This is a genomic window from Litchfieldia alkalitelluris (genome assembly GCF_002153425.1).
GTDB lineage: Bacteria > Bacillota > Bacilli > Bacillales > Salisediminibacteriaceae > Evansella > Evansella alkalicola.
The window spans coordinates 4,708,592-4,730,403 of sequence record NZ_KZ119600.1 but is presented as its reverse complement, the minus strand read 5'-3'; the positions used below and the strand labels follow the sequence as shown (position 1 = coordinate 4,730,403).

Annotated in this window: 18 protein-coding genes; 14 read left to right on the top strand and 4 right to left on the bottom strand. The window is 35.5% G+C overall.

The window, feature by feature from the left end; genetic code table 11:
• Nucleotides 1–90 precede the first annotated feature (90 nt).
• From BW724_RS24200 to BW724_RS22285, 6 genes are all read left to right on the top strand, one after another.
• Nucleotides 91–453, top strand: coding sequence for a GntR family transcriptional regulator (locus BW724_RS24200; protein WP_235849050.1), 363 nt, complete (start codon nucleotides 91–93; stop codon nucleotides 451–453).
• A complete protein-coding gene (locus BW724_RS22305) occupies nucleotides 405–1,487 on the top strand; it encodes a MocR-like pyridoxine biosynthesis transcription factor PdxR (protein WP_328588743.1) in 1,083 nt (360 codons plus the stop codon). The genes BW724_RS24200 and BW724_RS22305 overlap by 49 nt, the downstream gene beginning before the upstream one ends.
• Nucleotides 1,488–1,849: 362 nt before the next feature.
• Complete coding sequence (locus BW724_RS22300) at nucleotides 1,850–2,326, top strand: CarD family transcriptional regulator (protein WP_088077311.1); 477 nt, start codon at nucleotides 1,850–1,852, stop codon at nucleotides 2,324–2,326.
• Between the two features lie 415 nt (nucleotides 2,327–2,741).
• On the top strand, nucleotides 2,742–3,143 hold the full coding sequence (locus BW724_RS22295) for a hypothetical protein (RefSeq protein WP_088077309.1): 402 nt from the start codon (nucleotides 2,742–2,744) through the stop codon (nucleotides 3,141–3,143).
• 305 nt (nucleotides 3,144–3,448) lie between these two features.
• Nucleotides 3,449–4,459 (top strand): LLM class flavin-dependent oxidoreductase, encoded by a 1,011-nt coding sequence (locus tag BW724_RS22290; protein WP_088077308.1) that lies wholly within the window; start codon nucleotides 3,449–3,451, stop codon nucleotides 4,457–4,459.
• 342 nt (nucleotides 4,460–4,801) lie between these two features.
• A complete protein-coding gene (locus tag BW724_RS22285) occupies nucleotides 4,802–5,665 on the top strand; it encodes a DegV family protein (protein WP_088077306.1) in 864 nt (287 codons plus the stop codon).
• A 306-nt stretch (nucleotides 5,666–5,971) separates the two neighbouring features.
• On the opposite strand, the gene BW724_RS22280 is transcribed toward BW724_RS22285, so the two are convergent.
• Together BW724_RS22280 and BW724_RS22275 are read right to left on the bottom strand one after the other, a co-directional pair.
• Nucleotides 5,972–7,015: a flavin-containing monooxygenase gene (locus BW724_RS22280; protein ID WP_088077304.1), complete on the bottom strand. Its 1,044-nt coding sequence runs from the start codon at nucleotides 7,013–7,015 to the stop codon at nucleotides 5,972–5,974.
• A gap of 212 nt (nucleotides 7,016–7,227) precedes the next feature.
• Nucleotides 7,228–7,770: a hypothetical protein gene (locus BW724_RS22275; protein WP_088077302.1), complete on the bottom strand. Its 543-nt coding sequence runs from the start codon at nucleotides 7,768–7,770 to the stop codon at nucleotides 7,228–7,230.
• A gap of 130 nt (nucleotides 7,771–7,900) precedes the next feature.
• On the opposite strand from BW724_RS22275, the gene BW724_RS24015 reads away from it, so the two are divergent.
• Both BW724_RS24015 and BW724_RS22260 read left to right on the top strand, forming a co-directional pair.
• Entirely contained in the window at nucleotides 7,901–9,991 is a 2,091-nt protein-coding gene (locus BW724_RS24015) for a Dam family site-specific DNA-(adenine-N6)-methyltransferase (RefSeq protein ID WP_205160380.1), read from the top strand.
• Nucleotides 9,992–10,166: 175 nt separating this feature from the next.
• Nucleotides 10,167–11,924, top strand: a complete 1,758-nt coding sequence (locus BW724_RS22260) for a restriction endonuclease FokI recognition domain-containing protein (protein WP_088077300.1) — start codon at nucleotides 10,167–10,169, stop codon at nucleotides 11,922–11,924.
• A 1,068-nt stretch (nucleotides 11,925–12,992) separates the two neighbouring features.
• Here the strand turns inward: BW724_RS22260 and BW724_RS22255 are convergent.
• On the bottom strand, nucleotides 12,993–13,901 hold the full coding sequence (locus tag BW724_RS22255; RefSeq protein WP_088077298.1) for a nuclease-related domain-containing protein: 909 nt from the start codon (nucleotides 13,899–13,901) through the stop codon (nucleotides 12,993–12,995).
• Nucleotides 13,902–14,127: 226 nt separating this feature from the next.
• Nucleotides 14,128–14,883: an AraC family transcriptional regulator gene (locus BW724_RS22250; RefSeq protein ID WP_088077296.1), complete on the bottom strand. Its 756-nt coding sequence runs from the start codon at nucleotides 14,881–14,883 to the stop codon at nucleotides 14,128–14,130.
• A gap of 119 nt (nucleotides 14,884–15,002) precedes the next feature.
• On the opposite strand from BW724_RS22250, the gene BW724_RS22245 reads away from it, so the two are divergent.
• From BW724_RS22245 to BW724_RS22225, 6 genes are all read left to right on the top strand, one after another.
• Nucleotides 15,003–16,925, top strand: a complete 1,923-nt coding sequence (locus tag BW724_RS22245; RefSeq protein WP_088077294.1) for a right-handed parallel beta-helix repeat-containing protein — start codon at nucleotides 15,003–15,005, stop codon at nucleotides 16,923–16,925.
• 344 nt (nucleotides 16,926–17,269) lie between these two features.
• The gene (locus tag BW724_RS22240; RefSeq protein WP_088077292.1) at nucleotides 17,270–17,971 is read left to right on the top strand and encodes an N-acetylmannosamine-6-phosphate 2-epimerase; all 702 of its coding nucleotides are present in this window, start codon (nucleotides 17,270–17,272) and stop codon (nucleotides 17,969–17,971) included.
• Between the two features lie 22 nt (nucleotides 17,972–17,993).
• Nucleotides 17,994–18,863, top strand: coding sequence for an N-acetylneuraminate lyase (locus tag BW724_RS22235; protein WP_088077290.1), 870 nt, complete (start codon nucleotides 17,994–17,996; stop codon nucleotides 18,861–18,863).
• Nucleotides 18,864–18,984: 121 nt separating this feature from the next.
• Complete coding sequence (locus tag BW724_RS22230) at nucleotides 18,985–19,986, top strand: sialic acid TRAP transporter substrate-binding protein SiaP (protein ID WP_235849049.1); 1,002 nt, start codon at nucleotides 18,985–18,987, stop codon at nucleotides 19,984–19,986.
• A gap of 25 nt (nucleotides 19,987–20,011) precedes the next feature.
• Nucleotides 20,012–20,479, top strand: coding sequence for a TRAP transporter small permease (locus BW724_RS24195; protein ID WP_216943359.1), 468 nt, complete (start codon nucleotides 20,012–20,014; stop codon nucleotides 20,477–20,479).
• Nucleotides 20,480–21,760 (top strand): TRAP transporter large permease, encoded by a 1,281-nt coding sequence (locus BW724_RS22225; RefSeq protein ID WP_268876166.1) that lies wholly within the window; start codon nucleotides 20,480–20,482, stop codon nucleotides 21,758–21,760.
• Nucleotides 21,761–21,812: the final 52 nt, after the last annotated feature.

The window sequence follows — 21,812 nt, the reverse complement described above, 5'->3', positions numbered from 1 at the left end:
TTTTTAATGATAAAATGATTTTAATTAATAACTGTACATATGAAAAGTGACAGAATTAAAAAGTTTAATGGGGACAGAGGAGGGTTGAGTGTGGAATTGACGCCATTTTTACAAAAGGAATCAAAAGAACCATTGTACAGTCAGTTGTACAATTGGATTAAGAAGGAAATAGAGGAAAGTAGGCTTTCACCAGGAATGAAGATGCCATCTATTCGACAGCTAACGCTTCATTTAAAGGTCAGCCGGAACACGGTTGAGGCAGCCTATCAGCAGTTACAATCAGAAGGCTATCTCGATAGTGTACCTAGAAGTGGCATGTGGGTAGCTGAAATTGAGAAACCTTTATTGCATCCGATCGCGAAGGAGCATTCTACAAGATTGGAATGTAAACCGCGAGTAAGTCTCTGGTTGATTTCGAGTATGGGAATGTTAATATTGAGAAATTCCCTATAAAACAGTGGAAGAAATGTCTGACAGAGGCAGTTGATCAAGAGGGTAACTGGTTATTTCAGTATGGGGGTAAAATGGGTGAACAGGCACTAAGACAGGAGATTTCAAACTATTTACTGCAATCGAGAGGTGTGAGATCTGCACCAGAGCAAATCATAATTACTGCTGGAACCCAAGCCTCCACTGGACTAATCTGCCAACTTTTAGATCTCAGGGGAAAGACCTTAGCAATGGAGGATCCAGGATATACCGGTGTGCGATCGGTTCTTAAAGATCAGGGATGCTACATTGAGCCGATACCGCTTGAAAAGGACGGCTTGTCAATGGAACATCTTCAAAAGAGTGAGGCATCTGCCCTATTTGTCACGCCCTCTCACCAATTTCCACTTGGCATGGTTCTTTCTATTTCAAAAAGAATGCAAATGTTAAATTGGGCATATCAAACGGGAGGATATATTATCGAGGATGATTATGACGGGGAGTTTCGCTACCAGGGTCAGCCCATTCCTTCACTCAAATCTCTAGATGAAGGGGAAAAGGTGATTTATTTAGGTACATTTTCTAAATCATTCCTTCCGTCCGTTCGGCTAAGTTATATTGTACTTCCACCGTCTTTAATGGATCACTATTCACGAAAGTTCGTTCCTTATAACCAATCTGTCTCTCCAATTATTCAGCGGGCCATCGCTTTGTTTATGCAATCGGGAGAATTCGAAAAGCATATTAGAAGAATGCGAAAGGTGTACCAAAGAAATCACCAGACTTTGCTAATGAGTATTGAACGCTATATGGGCACTCATGTAACAATCGTAGGGGAAAAGTCTGGCCTACACATTTTATTAAAACTAAAAGGTATAACAGCCATAGAGCTTATTGAAAAGAGTCTCAAGAGAGGAGTCAACGTTTATTCCCCATCACAGTTTTGGCTTCAACCACCCCCTGAGGCTAATTCCTATATCATGTTGGGTTTTGGTGGTTTATCAATTGAAGAAATTGAAAATGGAATCAAATTGCTCGCGAGCTGTTTCTCGGAATAAATAAAGTGCCTGACCCGCGGTACTGGAGCTATCTTGTAACATAGATAAGCGCTTTATTTATTATTTAGTTTACTTTATACTGTGCAACATGAGTCCTCATTCAAGGTGCCTTTGTGAATGAAAGTTCTTAAACTTATATTTATTTTTCTTAAGAAAAAATACAAAAATACGGAACACTCATACTTAGTTATGTTAAGTTTGGTTACATTAACCATCCTCAAACCCCAAATGCAGGGAGGTTTTTATTAGTTTTAATAGAATTCTGTGTAAAAAAAGTAGTTGACTACCCATGTATTTTTGTGATATTATTAAAAATTTGATAAAAAACTGTACCTATGTTATGCTTAATAAGGTTACCACATATGGAGGTGGGTTCTTTGTTTCAAATTGGCGATAACATTGTTTATCCAATGCACGGGGCAGGTACTATTATAGACATAGAAGAAAAGGAAATTTTAAGGAAAAAGCAACAGTATTTTGTAATTAAAATGCTGAACAGTAATATGCAAGTTATGATTCCTAAAGGTAAGATATTGAGTTCAAATATACGCCAAGTTACTGACATTGTTGCATTAAAAAACATCATACACATTTTCCATCAATGCGAGACAGATAAATTACTTCCATGGAAACAAAGGTATAAGGTGAACTCGGACAAAATTAAAACGGGCAAAATGCAAGAAGGTGCGGAAGTGGTACGTGACCTAAAGCGTATGCAGAATGAGAAAGCACTTAATTCAAGTGAGAAAAAATTGTTTGATGACGCACAACAATTTTTGATTAGTGAACTGAGATTAATAAAAGGGATTACGGAAGACCAAATAGAAAGTTTTTGTTAAGGTTATATAGATAATGTAAGTAGCTGAGAGATATTTCTTAGCACTTTTTTATGGTGAAATTATGGATTAAAGTGCCTGACCCCCAGTGCTGTAATACTTTACAGTACCGGGGGTCAGGCACTTTGTCATGCGCGAGCTGTTTCTCGGGAATGGAGATAAAAGAGGAGGATTAAAGTGCCACTAAGTAAGTATAGTGGTGCGGAATCGTTATTTAATATTGTTAAAAAATGTGTGTTAAAATTAAGGCAGATCATGTTTAGAAAGAAGTGTTGGGGTAACTGGAAAAGGCTAAGGATAAAGGAATAAATGATTTTTTGAAAAAAAACTTACGATGCATTCCCCAACTGGTATTAATAAGCGAGAAAAATCCACTTGAATGTGATATTTGATGTGGAAAAACTGTAAGGAGGATATCATGTTATCTCACCAGGCTATGCCAGTATTGCTTATTATTTCGATTGCTATGGCATACTTAGCTAGGCTTCATTATCAAGCGAGGTATGATAAGGAATATGAAAAAGAAAGAATTCAATTTCAGAACATTCGTTTTTTTAGAGAAAATGAAGACTTGGGGTTAGTAATTAAAATACTGATTTTTATCATCACTTGCATATTATATTTTGTTATCTCTGGAGGGTATTTATCGCCATTCATTTTTCTAATACCGTTTTTTGTTTTGCTTGTTATGGAGTTGATAGATGGGTGGTTGGAGTATAAATCCACTATGGAAAAAGAGCAAACAATCGTTAATAAGGTTTATTCGGTTGTGTTTTTAGGTGTGTTTATTGTATCTCTTTTTCTTGTAAGTTTATTTTAATAATGGAATTAAAGGACTCCCGTCATTTAATGAGGGAGTCCTTTGCGCTTTGTATTTAAGGTGTTTCTAGCCACTGATTAAAGCGTCTGCCCCCAGTACAATAAAGTATTATTGCACAGGGGGGGGCAGGAATCATTTACGAACGTAAGTCACCTCATTTTAAATCATCAATTCATCCTGTTATGATAATAACGAACTAATATGTATTAACCTTTTGTATGGAGGAGAGTGCATAAAAAGATACTAATCAAGCACATTGAGTCCACCTCCAACTAGTATATAAAAAAGAAAGAAGTGGATATTCCATGCTAATAACTAGACCGAAAAAATTAATTAACGAAATATCCTTTTCCATCCTTGACCTTGCATCAATCATACAAGGGGGGACGCCTAGTCAATCGTTCCAGCATTCAATAGAGTTAGCTCAGTTAACAGAAAAACTGGGCTTTAAGCGGTACTGGTTAGCGGAGCATCATAATATGCCTGGTATAGCTAGCTCAGCAACATCCGTAGTGATTGGCCATATAGCAGCACATACTTCTACTATTCGTGTAGGATCCGGGGGAATTATGCTTCCTAACCATTCTCCACTCATTATCGCCGAGCAATTTGGAACACTCGAAGCTATGTTCCCAGGTCGAATTGATTTAGGATTAGGGCGAGCACCTGGAACTGATCAACGTACAGCCCATGCCCTTCGTGGGGCAAACTATACCAATGGTGATGATTTCCCAGAACAATTAGAACAGTTGCAAGCCTATTTTGAAGGTTCTGCAGCAGTACGAGCCATCCCTGGGGAAGGAGCAAATGTCCCTATTTGGTTATTAGGTTCTAGTGGTTTTAGTGCCCGATTATCGGCACAACTTGGGAGGCCGTTTGCTTTTGCCAGTCATTTTTCTCCTGAAAACACATTACCAGCTCTGGCATTGTATTACGAGAACTTTCAGCCGTCGGAGGAGTATAAAGAGCCTTACGCCATGGTAGCAGTAAATGTTATTGTGGCAGATACAGATGAGGAAGCAGAATTCCTAGCATCTTCGATCAAACAAAGCTTTCTAAACATGATGAGAAACACACCAACACAGTTACAACCACCAGTAAAGGATTTGGATGAGATGATGAGTCCTTATGAAAAGGCAGTTTTAGATAAACAACTAGGCTCTACGATCATTGGAAATCCAACCAATGTAAAGAAAAAGTTACAGTCCTTTTTAGATGAGACGAAGGCAGATGAGATCATGGTGAGTACAATGGTCTATGATCACAAAGCACGCCTCCATTCCCACCAACTATTGGCAGAAATAGTGGGGAAATAATGTCAGGGAAGAAATCCGCTGCAACTTCGATCATTAGTGAAAGACCTTCAGTCAATTGGACTGTAGGTCTTTTTTTAGCGAACATCATCACCTTTACAAGAAGATACAAGAGCTAGTTAGAAAAATCGATTAATAATTTAGTTTATGACAACAATAAAACAAACAGTAATTGATTTTATAGTTAAGCTCATTACCCCTTTATATATAAGAATATAGTTAAGACATTGGAAATATACTTTTCATTCCTATACTTAATTTTTTGCCTCATAAACATCCACAAGGAGATTTATCTCGAATAGAAGTGATCATTAAATAAATCAATATATTCTTGGAGGTTTATACATGATAAAAATTATGGCTGATTCAACATGTGATTTGTCTGATGAAGTGCTGGAAAAGTACGATATCAGCTTAGCACCTCTAACCATAAATATAGACGGTAAAACATATAAAGACAGGATCGATATCCAACCAGATGATTTCTATGGAATGATGGAAGCACTGGCTGAGTTTCCGACCACAGGTATGCCAAGCCCAGCCGAGTATTTGAAAATAATCAATGAGGCTGTTGAAGATGGTATTAAGGAAATTTTATGTATTTGTATGTCTAGTGGTACGAGCGGTTCATATCATTCAGCAATACTAGCTAAGGATTATTTTTATGAGGAAAGTCCAGAATCAAACGTTAAGATACATGTAGTTGATTCAAAGTGTATGAGCCATGGAAGTGGTTGGCTAGTTTTAAAAAGTGCGATGATGAGGGAACAGGGAGCAACGTTTGATGAAATAGTCGCTTTTAATGAAAAGTATAAGAAAAAAATCAAACATTTCCTATCTGTAGATGATTTAGACCATCTAATAAAGAGCGGCAGGCTTACTAATGCAAGTGCCTTTATTGGTAAGATCCTCATGCTGAAGCCAATTATGTCTATGAAGGATGGGAAAGGAGCCATAGTTGGCAAGGAGCGGGGATTGAAAAGAGTTCTAAAGCATTATACACAGGAGTTTATGAAGAGAAACAACAAAGAGATGACAGACTTTATTATTATAGGATATACATCAGATATTAAAGTTGCCGAAAACCTAAAAGCGAGAATTCAATTAGAAACTGAATTTTCAGGAGACATATATATTATGCAAATGGGAGTATCGGTTGGGACCCATGTGGGTTTAGGCGCTATTTCTATGTTTTTTGTAGAAAAATAAGTTCAATATTTCTGATTGAGCTACGAATAAAGTGCATGAAGAAAAGTAATTCATTTAAAATGTGCTACAAACATACTGCAGATCAATAACCATTTAAGGCGATTACAATCAAAGTGATCGTCTTTTCATATTTAACTATACTGCGCAACATATAAAACCAGTATATATGGTAAATTTTTATTTGATAAACATTAAATTTATTTACAACGCCAGTATCAAATGATAGTAAAGAATTGATATATGTTTGTAAAAGGTTAAATAGTAATCTTCTATAACATGCGATACTGTTATTTATCATTGAAATATTTAATAATGCTTTATTAAATGTTGAAATATATATTTCGCATCATAACCAACACCTTGTAATAATGCGGAACCTCTTCTATACTGCCAAGGCAATCCTAAGAAGTAAAGTCCTCTTATGTCAGTAATCCCCCTTTGGTGCTTTGGAATTCCTTTCTCATGAAAGAGATCATCAATTTTTAACCAAGAATAGTCGGCATGAAAGCCTGTTGACCATATAATGTTAGTCACTTTCAAATGATTTCCATCTTCAAACTCAATGTTTGTGTTATTTGCTGACCTCGTTCTTGGTCTAACCATCACTTTCCCATTCTTGATTAGAGACTTTAATTCATATCCAAAAATTGGATCAGGCTTTTTTTTAATAAATTGACCTAATTTCGATTCGGCATCAACAGATAAAATACCTAATTTATCAAACCATGAAAAAATACTTTTACTAAAAAGATTTTGAGGTAAGTATCTAATCTTTTGACCAACTGATAAATAAACTTCTCGTTCTTCAGCTAATTCCACAGCAATTTGCGCACCAGAATTTCCACCGCCCACTACTAAAACTGGACCGTCTATTAGCTGGTTAGAATTTTTATATTGTGATGAGTGTAGTTGTAAAACATCTTTTGACAACTCATTAGCAAAATCAGGTATAAAGGGACTTTGAAATGGACCTGTAGCTACAACAATATTCTTTGCCTCTAATTCACCCTGGTCCGTAACTATTTTAAAGCCAATTTCATTCGGACATACAGATAAAACTTCAGTACTCAATTGAACAGGTAATGAGAAATGCTGAACATATCTTTTTAAATAATATGCTATATCATCTTTTGTAGGATACGCGTCTAAGTTATTTCCAATATCTAAACCTGGTAAGTTATTATAAGCATTCGGTGTAAATAGTTTTAGAGAATCATATCTATTTGACCATACTTCACCTATTTCATCATTTTTATCAATAATTAAAAATGAGAAATCGGTTTGCTTTAAATAATATCCCATTGATAGTCCAGCTTGGCCAGCTCCGATGACAACGATATCGTATTTCACTATATCCCCTCCAAAAGCTAATATATGAACATATATTCATATTATGATAGTTAATTTTAGATGTCAATCCTTAATGAGTAAAGGAGACGACTGACAGTCTCATCACAGTTTCCATTAGCCATTCTTGTGACTCCAAACTTAGATTTAAAGTTCCTAATCCCCAGCACGGTGAAATTTCATCGTGCTGGGGGAGCAGCATACCTTTTTAAAAGTCAATTGCTTTTATAGTTTACTAGACATAAGTCCCAAAGTTGCTTCATATCTCTAAGCTCTCTATCATAAATAGTATAGTTATCTAAATAACCATGGTTCTCTATCCTGTTTATCCTAAGAATATCATTGTTTGAGACCCAGCCAATAATACTGCCGGTACTCAAATTATCAAATAGTCTTACTGATACATATATTTCCTTAGGTTTTTGTTGAAATTGTTCTACTAACTCTAATGTACGTATATGAAAATCTTTAGTACGTGTTTTTACATCAATTTTATAGCCATTAGGTAAGAGGAAATCATAATAATCAGCTTCTTCATGACTACTTTTATCCTCTTCAAAGTTTATTTTGTTTTCCAACAAAAACATTTTAAATATCTTTTCTCCTAGTTTACCTTCGTACATTTTCTTCTTTTTATTAATTAACCCGCCTTCATGAAAATCATGGCGGTTCGAAGTAAACTCCTTAGATAATTCCGCGTACTGTCTAGCTTCTTCTATTAAATCCTCAGTTAATTGATATACTTGCTGTATTCGCAACTGATACCCCCCTTTAATTTAAGAAACGATATCCTACAAATTATTCCTACTATAAAACTTTATAGAAAATCCTTGCATTTTATATTGTGATAAAGCAAAATGTAATAAGGATGTTATAGGATGTGAAAAAATGAGATTTATAGGTAGTAAGGTAAATTTATTATCAAACATAGAAAGCTTTATTAGTGAAAACATTACGGATTCACCTACTGTATTTATGGACATGTTTTCTGGAACAGGTACTGTAGCGGAATATTTTAAAAAAGACTACTGTATATATTCTAATGATAGTTTATATTTCTCTTATATTCTACAAAAAGCCCGTATTGAAAATAACCAAATCCCTAAGTTTTCAAAACTAAAGCAGAATGGGATATCAGACCCACTAGAATATTTAGAAACAGCAGAGATTACGATTAAACCAGATTATTTTATTACACATCATTATTCACCATATAATGGTTGTGAACGAATGTATTTTTCTGTAGAAAACGCTAGTAGAATTGATTTCATTCGTCAGCAAATTAATAGTTGGAAAGAAAGTAATTTAATCAATGAGAAAGAGTTTGCTTACATTTTAGCAACACTTATTGAAGCAATACCATTTATCTCGAACATTTCTGGGACTTATGGAGCTTACTTGAAGCACTGGGATAAAAGAGCCTTAAGTAACCTAAAGCTACAGCGACTAGAAGTGACTGATAATTATTACACAAATAAAAGTTTTAATGAAGATGCAAATGATGTGATAGAGCGAGTACGTGGTGATGTCCTTTATATTGATACGCCATATAATAGCAGACAATATATCTCTAATTACCATTTACTTGAAACGATAGCGCGGTATGATTACCCAGAGATTTATGGAAAAACAGGGTTGCGACCATACGAACACGCCAAGTCAGCATACTGCTCAAAAAGAGACGTCTTAGGTGTATTTAGTGATCTTATTGAAAAAGCTAAATTTCGCCATATCATTGTAAGTTATAGTACGGAAGGCCTTATGTCAGTTGATGACATCGAACAAGTACTAAAGAAACACGGTGTAGCTGATACCTATAAATTAGCCAAAATACCATATCGAAAGTACAAGAGTAAACATAAACAAGAGGAATCAAACCTTAATGAATTACTTTTCTATATTCAGAAAGATATTCCTTTAGTAAGAAGTAATAGAGCTTTTGAAACTGCTTATCAAAATGAAGGTGCTGCCAATACTAATGAGGAAATTCATTCTGAGCAGACGGAATTATCCTACACAGAGTTAGATCTATTTAGCATGAATGGAATTAAAGTGGACGCGGGTTCAGCAACTACTAATGTTGCAACATTGCCGAGACCTCCAGTTAGGGTAGCTAAATACCCTGCACAGGAATATATTAAAAGTCCTCTAAATTATATTGGAGGGAAGTACAAGCTTTTAAAGCAAATAATCCCTTTATTTCCTGAGGATATAAACACTTTCGTTGACCTATTTGCAGGCGGCCTAAATGTTGGCATTAATGTAAAAGCAAATAGCATTATCGCAAATGATATTAATACTTTTGTAATTGGTGTCCTGAAAGAAATGGCAAGTCTTCGCGTTGATGAGGTTTTAGAGCATATCCACAAAAGGATACAGGAGTACAATCTCTCAAAAGAAAATGAAGAAGGATTTAAGAAGTTTCGAGATTACTATAATCAAACGAAGCACCCTTTAGACTTATATACTTTAATTTGCTACTCATTTAATTACCAATTTAGATTTAATAATAATCAAGAATATAACAACCCATTTGGGCGGAATCGTAGTCAGTTTTCCCCAGCTCTCGAGTTAAAATTAGTAAGGTTTATTGAAGCACTTCATAGTAAAAACATTGAATTCTCAACAGAAGAGTTTGATTTATTTCATTATAATCATTTAAGTAAAGGTGACTTCGTATATTGTGACCCCCCTTACTTAATTACAACGGGCTCATATAACGATGGCAATCGAGGTTTTAAAGATTGGAATGAAGACCAAGAGTACAAGCTTTTACAAATACTAGATGATTTAAACGGTAATGGAGTCCGGTTTGCCTTATCAAATGTGCTGAAACACAAGGGACAAACAAACCACATTTTATTGGAATGGGCGAAAAAATACCATATCAACTATCTAAATTATGATTATGCTAACTCTAGTCATAATACGACTCGAGGAGAAAGTGAAGAAGTCCTTATTACGAACTATTCCGATTGACCTAAGTCAGTCGGATTTTTTCAAACATGATGTGTTAATATTTAAAAAATAACAGGTCCTTCCATGCTTATTTAATCGGCACCATAGGGCATGAAATTACTTTATTAGTTCTATTTGTTGGAGTAAACAACAAAATCTATACTCAGGGTAGCCTGATAAAGAAGAGGTGATTTATATGGCGGCAAGACGAGTGATTCGTACATTTGGTTGGATACAGAATCCTGGAAAATTTGAGAATTTAAAACGTACCGTCCAAGTTTTCGATAAAAACGCAAACGTATATAAAGAGGTTAAGGATATAAAAATTCCTAATCTAGTGAAAAACAAAGAAGTACTTCATACTTTATCTAGTGCTATGAACCGATCAGAATTGAAATACTCCTATAAAGAGTTAGTTGGTACTGGTACATCTGTCCGAGCTAACGCACCTTGTGATGCTATTATTCAAGCAGCAATTCAAGACCAAGGGAATAAAAAAGGGTATATTGATAACTGGTCTTCAGATGGTTTTGTTCGCTGGGCACATGCATTAGGTTTTCTTGAATATGATTCGGCATCAGATTCATTCACTCTTACAGATATAGGTTTGGAATATTCTCAGTCTGAGGATGATTCAGAGACTGAAAAAAGGATTCTTGTTGATGCGTTGTCATCATATCCACCTGCAATCCGAATTTTGACATTGCTTGAAAACGGCGAGCATTTAACTAAATTTGATTTAGGTAAGCAATTAGGTTTTAGTGGAGAAAGTGGTTTCACTTCATTACCACAGAACTTGTTTTTAGATGCATTAGCCAATGCACCTTCATCACCACCTTCAGCTAAAAACTCAATTCGTGCTGACTGGGAAGGTTCTGCAGATAAATATGCGCGAATGATTGCCGGCTGGCTAGCTAAGATGGGGCTCGTTTCACAAGCTCGCAAAAGCTTTGATGTTTCAACTGTGGGAGGCTCTGCAAGAAAAGAGCATATCTCTCATGCGTTTAAAATTACAAAAGAAGGTCTTGATGTATTAAGGAGAGCAAAAGGTAAAAGTAAACATGTACGAGTACCAAAGCGTGTACACTGGGAAATGTTAGCTACCAACATTAATGATAGAGTCTACGTAAGGACAAGGCGTGCATACACACTATCATTGTTAATGAAAAGTTCTTCAGCAATAACAGCTGCTCAAATGCAAAGCAAATTAAAGGAACTAGGTTTTGAAGAGTTGGAAGAAACAATTGAGAACGATGTTAAAGGATTCATTAATTCTGGTATTTTTATTAGTTTGACGAAGAAAGGTTTTCAACTCCAAGATACTATTCATCCATTTGAAATCCCTGAATTTGGCGTGACTGAACGATTAGTTAAAGGTGAGATGGAGAAAAAGAAAGCCGAATTACGTCATAAGCTAAAACATGTGCCACATGAATATATTGAGTTAATAGAGATTGCACAGGATTCCAAGCAAAATCGTTTGCTGGAATTTAAGGTAGTCGAGTTTTTTAAAGAAGTGTATGGCTATCATGGAAAGCACCTTGGGGGGAGTCGTAAACCAGATGGTGCTCTCTATACGAAAGGTTTAGGAGCAGATCATGGAATAATATTAGATACGAAGGCTTACAAAGACGGTTATAGTTTACCAATCTCCCAGGCAGATGAGATGCAACGATATGTAGATGAAAACAATAAGCGTGATGCTATCATAAACCCTAACGAATGGTGGAAGGTTTATCCTAGTTCTATTTCGGACTTTAAGTTTTTATTCGTAAGTGGCTATTTTAAGGGTGACACCAAAAAGCAATTGACACGTGTAAGTAACCTAACTAAGCGTAAAGGCGCAGTCTTGAGCGTGGAGCAATTGTTGTTGGGTGGAGAAAAAATTAAAGACGGCAGTATAACATTAGAAGATGTTGCTGCTAAATTCAATAATGATGAAATAGTTTTTTGATTGGCTTTTTGCTGGCTGCAGTGGAGTGGGGGGGAATAGGCGGTTGGTTGGTGGGTTAGTGAGTTGGAAAGTTGGAAGTTTGGTATTTTGGGTTCCTCATAATAAAATGAGGAACCCTTTTACTTTATTGTATAAATGTGTAAATCAGAGGTATGAATACCGGCAGATTTGAAGTTTGAAAATGCAAAACTGTCGATAAGAGGTATGAATACCGACAGATTTGAAGTTTGAAATCAGAAATCTGTCGATAAGAGCAGAGAATACCGACAGATTTGAAGTTTGAAAACGAAAAACTGTCGATAAGAGGAGAGGATACCGTCAGATTTGAAGTTTGAAAATGCAAAACTGTCGATAAGAGGTATGAATACCGACAGATTTGAAGTTTGAAATCAGAAATCTGTCGATAAGAGCAAAGAATACCGACAGATTTGAAGTTTGAAATCAGAAATCTGTCGATAAGAGCAGAGAATACCGACAGATTTGAAGTTTGAAATCAGAAATCTGTCGATAAGAGCAGAGAATACCGACAGATTTGAAGTTTGAAAACGAAAAACTGTCGATAAGAGGAGAGGATACCGTCAGATTTGAAGTTTGAAAATGCAAAACTGTCGATAAGAGGTATGAATACCGACAGATTTGAAGTTTGAAATCAGAAATCTGTCGATAAGAGGTATGAATACCGACAGATTTGAAGTTTGAAATCAGAAATCTGTCGATAAGAGCAAAGAATACCGACAGAATTGAAGCTAGGAACTGAAAAACTGTCGATAAGAGCAAAGAATACCGGCAGATTTGAAGCAAGGAAATGAAAAACTGTCGATAAGAGCAGAGGATACCGACAGATTTGAAGCAAGAAGACGAAAAACTGTCGATAAGAGCAAAAAAATAAAGACAGTTTTCAGCAAGCTAAACTGAAAACTGTCTAATGCAAAACCAATATAGCTAGTTTCTAGAATCTAACACAGAAAACACTCTTTAAAAGCCATTATTAGCAACACTAATGAACGAAGAAGAAAGCAACGACACCTGCACGCGCACCCAAATCAGATTGACTAAATCATAAATCACTTATTCATAATACGTATTTTTTTTCTTTCCAAAAGCAGTATAGTTCTCTTTTAATACCCTATAAACAGTCGATTGGTTTAACTCTACATTACACCATTCAAATATATTGTTTGTTGTAATTTTACGATCTGGAAACAGCAGCTGATATTCCTTTGTGTGACGCAAAATTACCTTTTTTATTTTTTCATGATTACCGCAGTTTTTACATACAAAACTATGATTTTTAATTAACATAAGAAAGGAAAAACAATGATTACAATAAACACCCTTTTGAAGTTGCTCATAACTAAAGTTAGGTAGACGGTGGAAAGGATTCTTTGGCTGGTGTAACGAGATTAATTTTTGTGCGAGTTCTTTGTCACTATAATTTAGTTTGGAAGGTGTGTTATTTAATTCTTTAATAAAGCGATTGACTTGAGATGGAAGTATTATAGGTTGGTCCATTGAAGCTTGGTATAAGGTGAATTCGGGATTGATGAAGACAACGGAGGATTTAATGAGATAAGTATATTTTAGTTTTTTTAGCAATTGAGAGAAGAGTGTTTCACTTCTTTTTAACTGATTTATGGGATTTTTATATTCCCAGCCGGTTTTTACGGAGAAAAGCTTGTCCGATTCCAAGTAACAATCACCTTCAAAATTCTTAATATCAATTAGGTGAATGATTCCTTGTGAAATAATCAATGTATCAATTTGAAAATAGGAGTTGTTTAACTCTAGTAGCAAATCATTAATAACAAACCTTTCTTCTTGAAGATTTTCCAGTAGTTCATCAAATTTCACCTCACCTTCATAGCCTTTTTCAAGATTCATATAGCGAAACTTTTCCTTCTCATCAAGCTTCATTCGCCTATTTAAGTAACGCATGATGAGCAATTCATCTGATTCAGTTCTTTCTTTCAATAACATATGTCACTCCCTTTCTTATCTCTATATATATTATAGAAGTTTCTCAAGTTCTCCTTCTCAAAATGTGAATAAACTGTTAACTTTATTGAACGCATAAGTTTTTCAAAATGTAAATAACGTCGAAAAAATACTATTAATAAGCACCAGCACTAAGCATGCTCAGCATCACCCCCCCACCCAGCATCAGCCCTAACACTACCCCCACCTCCATTCCGAACCCCAACCCCTACACCACTTCCCTATACTCCCGAGGAGACTGATTCATAATTCTTCTAAAATTACGATTGAAAGATCTAAGATTGGTGTATCCACAGTTAAGAGCCACTTCATAAATAGATTCTTGATTATTTTTTAAACGATAACAGGCTTGTAAGATACGATAACGATTCAAGTAATCAGTGAACGTCATATTGGTTGTCTGGAAAAATAGTTTGGACAAATATGCGTAATCATATTGGAGGCTTTGAGCTACCGTTTTTAACGTGCAATCATTCATATAATTCTCGTCAACATAAAGAAGAATCTTATATAAAACTCTCATTCTCGTAGATTTTTCGACTGGAACGAACGGAGTACTGCTTTCTAACCTACTACATAAATCGTATAAGAAGCTCTTCTTTTTATAAATTGAGTTGAACAAGTCCAAGTCTGGGAACGCGGCCATTGAAAAAACATTATTTTCAGGTACAACACCTTTATAATTCATATAAAAGTGTCCGACTAATTCCGGTGAGAATATAACGATAGTAATCTTGGAGTGATCTATCGTTTTAAATTCATGAATTTGGTTCGGAAAAATAAAAGCAGCATCATTTTTTCGGAGGGTATATTCATTTTTATCAATGGAAACGGACAATTCCCCATCAATGACATAAATAAACTCGTAAGCACGATGAAAATGTAGCGGGAAGGAATAATCTGTTAAGTGTGAAAAAAGAAAAGACTCCTTTTCATCAACGCCATGGTGTTCAAAGAAAAACAATTCGCACGCCTCCTATCTTAAAACACTAATATTGTCCTAAATTATACTATATTTCGTATAGAAAGAAAGCGTTTTAAAACCCTATAATAGATATAGTTTAAACTCAGGGAGGTAATAGAATGGCTCATACATACTTCGTATCAAAGCAAGGATCAACTCAGGGGAAGGGAACGAAAGAGGCCCCATTTTTAACAATCAGTCAAGCGGCAGAGGTTGCGGCTGCAGGTGATACAGTTATTGTCCATGAAGGTGAATATCGTGAATGGGTAAAACCTAAGTTTGGGGGAATAAGTGACCATAGAAGGATCACTTATCAAGCAGCTGAGGGAGAAAAGGTAATTATTAAAGGTTCCGAGCGTATCCAAAGCTGGGAAAAAGTTGAGGGAAGCATTTGGAAAACCGTATTACCTAACGAATTCTTTGGTGAGTATAATCCATACAAGGAAGAGATCTTCGGTGACTGGGTCGTATACAATCCTGGAAGACATTTAGGTGATGTTTATTTAAATGGAAAGTCCTTTTATGAAAAAGAAACGTATGAACAATTAGTAAACCCTGAAATAGTAACGGAAGTGTTAGACCATTGGACGAGGACAGTCGTTCCAAGTCATGATCCAGAACAGACGAAATATGTCTGGTTTACAGAAGTAGATGAAGAAAACACAACCATCTTTGCTAATTTCCATGACTATGATCCGAATGAAGAATTAGTAGAAATTAATGTGCGTAAGAGCTGTTTTTATCCTGAAAAAACAGGGATCAACTATATTACTGTTAGGGGCTTTGAAATGGCGCAAGCTGCAACTCCTTGGACGCCTCCTACAGCAGACCAACCTGGTTTAATTGGTGCACATTGGAGTAAAGGGTGGATCATTGAGGATAACATTATCCATGACTCCAAATGTAGCGCAATCAGTATCGGGAAGGAAGGATCAACAGGACACAACTTCCGTACAATTCGCAAAGATAAGCCTGGTTATCAATATCAGCTGGAATCAGTATTTAAGGCGAAACAAGTTGGATGGAGTAAAGAAAAAATTGGCTCACATATCATACGTAATAATACGATTTATGATTGCGGACAAAACGGTATTGTTGGACACTTAGGCTGTGTTTTCAGTGAAATTTATAATAACCATATTTATAATATTGCATTAAAGCGTGAGTTTTACGGACATGAGATAGCTGGCATTAAGCTACATGCAGCAATTGATGTACAAATTTACGACAATCGAATCCATGATTGCTCCCTAGGGACTTGGCTAGATTGGCAAGTTCAAGGTACAAGGGTCAGCCGAAATATTTATTACCGAAATAATAGGGACTTATTTATCGAAGTAACTAGCGGCCCACATATTGTTGATCACAATATTCTTACTGCCGATTATGCTTTTGATAATCATGCACAGGGTGGCGCATACATCAATAACATCATTCGTGGAAAAATGGTGCATTTAAAAATGCTAGATCGTGCAACGCCTTACCATGAACCACACAGTACAGAAGTGGCAGGATTCGCTCCAGTATATGGCGGTGATGATCGTTTTTACAATAATATATTCATAGGTGATGAAGGGCTTGATCGTGTAGGGACTTCACATTTTAATGGATATACGACGTCTCTTGAAGAGTATATTGAGACGGTGCACCAAGAAGATGGGGATCATGACGTATTCAATAAAGTAGAACAGCCTGTTTATATTAATAAAAATGCTTACTTTAATGGTGCAGTACAATTTGAGAGGGAAAAAGAAAATATCGTTTCTGACGAGTTCAATCCAAATATTCGCATCATTGAAGAAGGCAACGAAGTATACTTATCCATCGACCTTCCAGAGGATTTTGAAACATTACAAGGAGAGGTTCATTCTACAGATACGTTAGAACGAGTTCGAATTGTAGATGCAGACTTTGAAAACCCAGATGGAAGTAAAGTCATCATTGATACTGATCTATTGGGCAACCAAAAACAAGGTAACACTGTCTTAGGACCAATTAGTCAGTTGAAAAAAGGCAGCAACCACATTAAAGTTTGGGGATAAATAAATAGACTTAGCCTGCCAACCAGTGTGCAAAAATCTCATGCTGGAATGGGAGGTAATAAATGAAAAGCACCTATTGGGCCTGTTAATAAAGCCCAAGGTGTTTTTCTTTTGTTAAAAGGAATGATTTTATACATCCTTTCATCACCAGGAATATGGTTTAGCTCCCACACCCAGTGACTAGCGGAATTCATTCATCTCGCTCAGAAAAACACCAGTTATGATAATTATAAATCAAAATAAAATTAAATATTGACAGTTAGTTGTCATAAAAGTATAGTTAATTTAAATAGTTTTCAAAGTTTCCCAGTTCTTGTGATTGTCAAAATGTAAGGAGTGTAAGGATGAACGTATTAGATAAAATCAATAAGAAACTAATCGTTTCCTGTCAGGCGTTAGCAGATGAACCACTACATGATCCATATATTATGGGCAGGATGGCTTTAGCGGCTAAACTAGGTGGCGCATCTGGAATTCGTGCCAATACGGTTGAGGATATACAGGCTATAAAAAAAGAAGTAGACCTTCCGATTATTGGCATAATTAAAAAGCAATATGTAAACAACAATGTGTTTATAACACCATCAATGAAAGAGGTTGACGAACTCCATCAAGAAGGAGTAGACATTATTGCATTGGATGCGACTAAACAAATACGACCAAATGGAAAACTATTTCCCGAATTCTTTTATGAAGTAAAAAGAAAGTATCCAAAGCAGTTCTTTATGGCAGATGTCTCCACATTAGAAGAGGCAATTGGTGCTGAAGAAGCCGGTGTAGATGTGGTTGCACCAACTTTATCTGGATATACCAGTTATTCGAAGGAATTAGAACCTTTAGAAATTCTAAAACAAATGGTAGACCACATCTCTATTCCTGTTATTGCAGAAGGGAACTTTGATACACCTGAAAAGGCTAAAAAGGCCCTCGAGTTAGGTGCTCATGCTGTCGTTGTTGGTAGTGCCATAACACGGCCCAAGTCAATAACGGAAAAGTTTGTACATGCAATAAAAGATAATGAAAAGGTGTTGGGTAAGAAAGATTAATTTTTGAAAGGGGTTATTTATTATGAAAGGTATATTTTCAGCGCTTATGTGTTCCTTTGACGAAAGGGGTAATGTTAATGAAAAAGGACTACGAGAAATTATTCGCTATAATCTGGACGTATGTAAAGTAGATGGCCTGTATGTAAATGGGAGCACAGGTGAAAACTTTTTAATCTCAACTGAACAGAAGAAACAAATTTTTGAAACTGTTTATGACGAAGTTGGTGGAGAAGTGCCGCTTATTGCTCAAATAGGTTCACTAAATATAGATGAGGCTATAGATTTGGGGAAATTTGTAACGGGCATGGGATATAATGCAATTTCTGCAGTTACACCATTTTATTATAAGTTTAATTTTGAAGAAATAAAAGATTATTATGACACTATTTTAAAAGAAGTAGATAATCAATTAATAATATACTCCATACCAGCTTTAACTGGGGTTCATATGAATTTGGATCAGTTTGCAGAATTATTTAATAATAGTAAAGTTATTGGCGTGAAATTTACAGCTCCAGATTTCTATTTGCTAGAAAGAATAAGACATACATTCCCAGATAAACTCATTTACTCAGGTTTTGATGAAATGCTCCTTTCTGCTAGTGTTTTAAACGTGGATGGGGCAATTGGAAGTACATTTAATATTAATGGTCAACGGGCAAAACAGATATTTGACTTTGTACAGAAAGGTCAGTTACAAGAGGCACTTGCCATACAAAAGGTTACGAATGATCTTATTTCTGAGGTTTTAGAAAATGGATTATATCAAACAATAAAGCAAATTTTACAATCTAAAGGAGTGGATGCAGGGGTATGCAGGAAGCCAATGAAACCACTAGCAACGGAAAAACTAGAGGTAGCCAATACTATAGGAAAAAGATATTTACAGTGAAGATTATCAATGATGACAATAAACAATCATTTTAAAATTAAATATTGACAGTTTATTATCACTAATGATACTATTCAAACAATGAAAGCGTTTTGAAAATTATTTTAAGGGAGAGGAACTGATGATGAAAAAACTATTGATAAGTTTAATTGTCTTGCTTTTAACATTGGTAGCTTGTTCCAACGATGAATCTGCTTCAACTGAAGAGAGTTATGAACTCAAGTTTGGTATGGTTGCAGGTACTGCGCAAAACGAATATAAAGCCGCAGAAGTTCTTGCAAATTATGTGGAAGAGGAAAGTGGAGGAAGATTAATAATAAATATTTATGCTGATTCTCAACTAGGTGATGATCGGGCAATGCTTGAACAAGTTAGGGAAGAAGCACTGGACATCACTCTTGCCGAGACAGGCCGTTTCGGAATCTGGGTTCCAAGGGCCTCCTTATACGGATTACCATACATTGTTGATGATATGGACCATCTTAGACGTGCAATCTATGAAACTGATTTCGGTAAAGAGCTTCATGAAGAATTAAAAGCGGATTACAATTGGATGATAGCGGAGACAGCTTACAATGGAACTCGTCAAACCACTTCTAACCGTCCAATTGAATCACTACAAGATATGGAGAGACTGAAATTAAGAGTTCCAGAGGCTGATACATTACTCGATTATGCTGAATATAGTGGTGCCTCCCCAACTCCAATGGCCTTTACAGAAGTTTACTTAGCACTACAAACAAATTCAGTCGATGGACAAGAGAATCCTCTATCAACAATTGACGCACAAAAGTTTTACGAAGTACAAGATTACTTAGCTCTAACTAATCACGTAGTAAATGATGCAAACTATGTTGTTAATAATGCAAAGTTTGAATCACTTCCTGAAGACTTACAAAAAATTCTTGAGGATGGAATCCAAAAAGCAGCAGAAGAGCATACTAAACTATTTATAGAAGAAGAAGCTAGCTTAGTAGATAAATTTAAGTCTGAAGGTGTGACGGTGACAGAACCTAACCTTGAAGAATTTAGGGAAGCAGTATCAAAGGCTTATCCTAAATACTTGGAAGACATTGAGGGAGACGGCGAAGCATATCTACAACAAATTGCCGATGCTAGATAATCTAATACAAATTTAGGTGAATAGAATGGGAAAATTGTTTAATAAACTAGAGGAAATTATTGGGGGATCATTGTTTATAGTAATGTTAATTGTACTAGTCTTTCAGATTTTTTCAAGAAAAGTACTGAATGATCCAATAATATGGTCCGAACAATTAGCAAGATTCTTGTTTGTATATGTAGCCTATCTTGCCGTTTCCTTGGAGATAAAAAATGATGGGCATGTTAGAATTGAATATTTCTTTGATAAGTTACCTGTAAAAATTCGTACTATCCTACACTATATATTTCAGATAACCATGGGAATAGTTCTTATTTTACTAATATATCTTGGATACATTATGACAATGAGAAAACTTCCAGTAGAGATTGTATCACTTAATTTTTCCTATGGTTATATGTACGTAGCACTACCAGTATTATCACTTCTAATGCTATATAGATTAATTGAAAGAAATGTTAAAGAGTTTAGACAGAAAAGGGGGATGGAGTAATTGGATGTCTTTTTCATTCTCCTTATTTGGATAATACTACTGTTATTAGGTATGCCAGTTGGATTTACACTACTAGTTGCAACTTTCCTCTATTTTGTCACTAATGATTGGAGTTTAGTATTCTTTACAGGTGCCAAGCTGGTTGATAGTATTGATACTTTTTCATTACTTGCTGTACCATTCTTTATTTTAACAGGATCTTTAATGAATTCTTCAGGAATTACAGAAAGAATTTTCAGTTTTGCCAAATCCTTAGTTGGTCATTACACTGGAGGGTTAGGTCACGTAAATATTATGGCTAGTTTGATGTTCTCGGGGATGTCTGGATCTGCCTTAGCGGATGCGGGTGGACTTGGACAATTGGAAATTAAATCAATGCGTGATGGAAAGTATGACGATGATTACTCTGGTGGTCTCACAGCAGCCTCTGCAATCATCGGACCTATTATTCCACCAAGCATTCCCCTAATCATTTATGGTGTAGTATCAGATCAATCAATTGCAAAATTATTTCTAGCGGGAGTAATTCCTGGGATAATTATGTCTGTAAGTTTAATGATAGTTGCTTATTCATTTGCTAAGAAAAGAGGATTTCCTAAGGAGGAAAAGGCAACAATTAAACAACGTTTTTATCATTTTAAACGGGCATTTTGGGCACTTTTAACCCCTTTGTTAATCATAGGGGGGATATTTTCGGGAATGTTTACACCTACTGAGGCTGCCGTGGTTGCAACTGTTTATGCCATGTTTCTTGGGTTCTTCATATATAAGGAGCTTACATTTAGAAAATTTTATGAAAATGTGGTAAATTCCTTAAAATTGACGGGTGTAGCCGTATTAATGATTATGGCAGTAGAATTTTTTGGACAAATGATAGCTCATGAACGTATTGCAATATCAATTTCTAACTTTTTCCTATCAGTAACAGAGAATCCAATAATATTACTACTATTAATTAATGTTATGCTAATTTTACTTGGTATGTTCATAGAATCATTAGCACTACTTATTTTATTAGTACCAATGCTTGTACCTGTTATTTTAGTTGCAGGAATTGACCCAATACATTTTGGTATTATTGTTATCTTGAATTTAATGGTTGGAATATTAACTCCCCCAATGGGTATGGCATTGTTTGTCGTGTCAAAAACAGGAAACATACCAACGCATGTTATTACAAGAGGTGTTATACCATTTTTAATACCACTAATTATAACATTGCTTATCATCACAGTGTTTCCACAGTTTGTGCTATTTTTACCGAATTTGTTTAGTCCGTAATCAATGGAGAGAAAAACCTAAGTGTAGGTTTTTCTTTTCAATTTTTCTTATA

Coding starts and splice junctions, on each gene's coding strand:
- BW724_RS22300 (WP_088077311.1), top strand. CDS start 1,850: ATGGAGGTGGGTTCTTTGTTTCAAATTGGCGATAACATTGTTTATCCA.
- BW724_RS22295 (WP_088077309.1), top strand. CDS start 2,742: ATGTTATCTCACCAGGCTATGCCAGTATTGCTTATTATTTCGATTGCT.
- BW724_RS22290 (WP_088077308.1), top strand. CDS start 3,449: ATGCTAATAACTAGACCGAAAAAATTAATTAACGAAATATCCTTTTCC.
- BW724_RS22285 (WP_088077306.1), top strand. CDS start 4,802: ATGATAAAAATTATGGCTGATTCAACATGTGATTTGTCTGATGAAGTG.
- BW724_RS24015 (WP_205160380.1), top strand. CDS start 7,901: ATGAGATTTATAGGTAGTAAGGTAAATTTATTATCAAACATAGAAAGC.
- BW724_RS22260 (WP_088077300.1), top strand. CDS start 10,167: ATGGCGGCAAGACGAGTGATTCGTACATTTGGTTGGATACAGAATCCT.
- BW724_RS22255 (WP_088077298.1), bottom strand. CDS start 13,901: ATGTTATTGAAAGAAAGAACTGAATCAGATGAATTGCTCATCATGCGT.
- BW724_RS22245 (WP_088077294.1), top strand. CDS start 15,003: ATGGCTCATACATACTTCGTATCAAAGCAAGGATCAACTCAGGGGAAG.
- BW724_RS22240 (WP_088077292.1), top strand. CDS start 17,270: ATGAACGTATTAGATAAAATCAATAAGAAACTAATCGTTTCCTGTCAG.
- BW724_RS22235 (WP_088077290.1), top strand. CDS start 17,994: ATGAAAGGTATATTTTCAGCGCTTATGTGTTCCTTTGACGAAAGGGGT.
- BW724_RS22230 (WP_235849049.1), top strand. CDS start 18,985: ATGATGAAAAAACTATTGATAAGTTTAATTGTCTTGCTTTTAACATTG.
- BW724_RS24195 (WP_216943359.1), top strand. CDS start 20,012: ATGGGAAAATTGTTTAATAAACTAGAGGAAATTATTGGGGGATCATTG.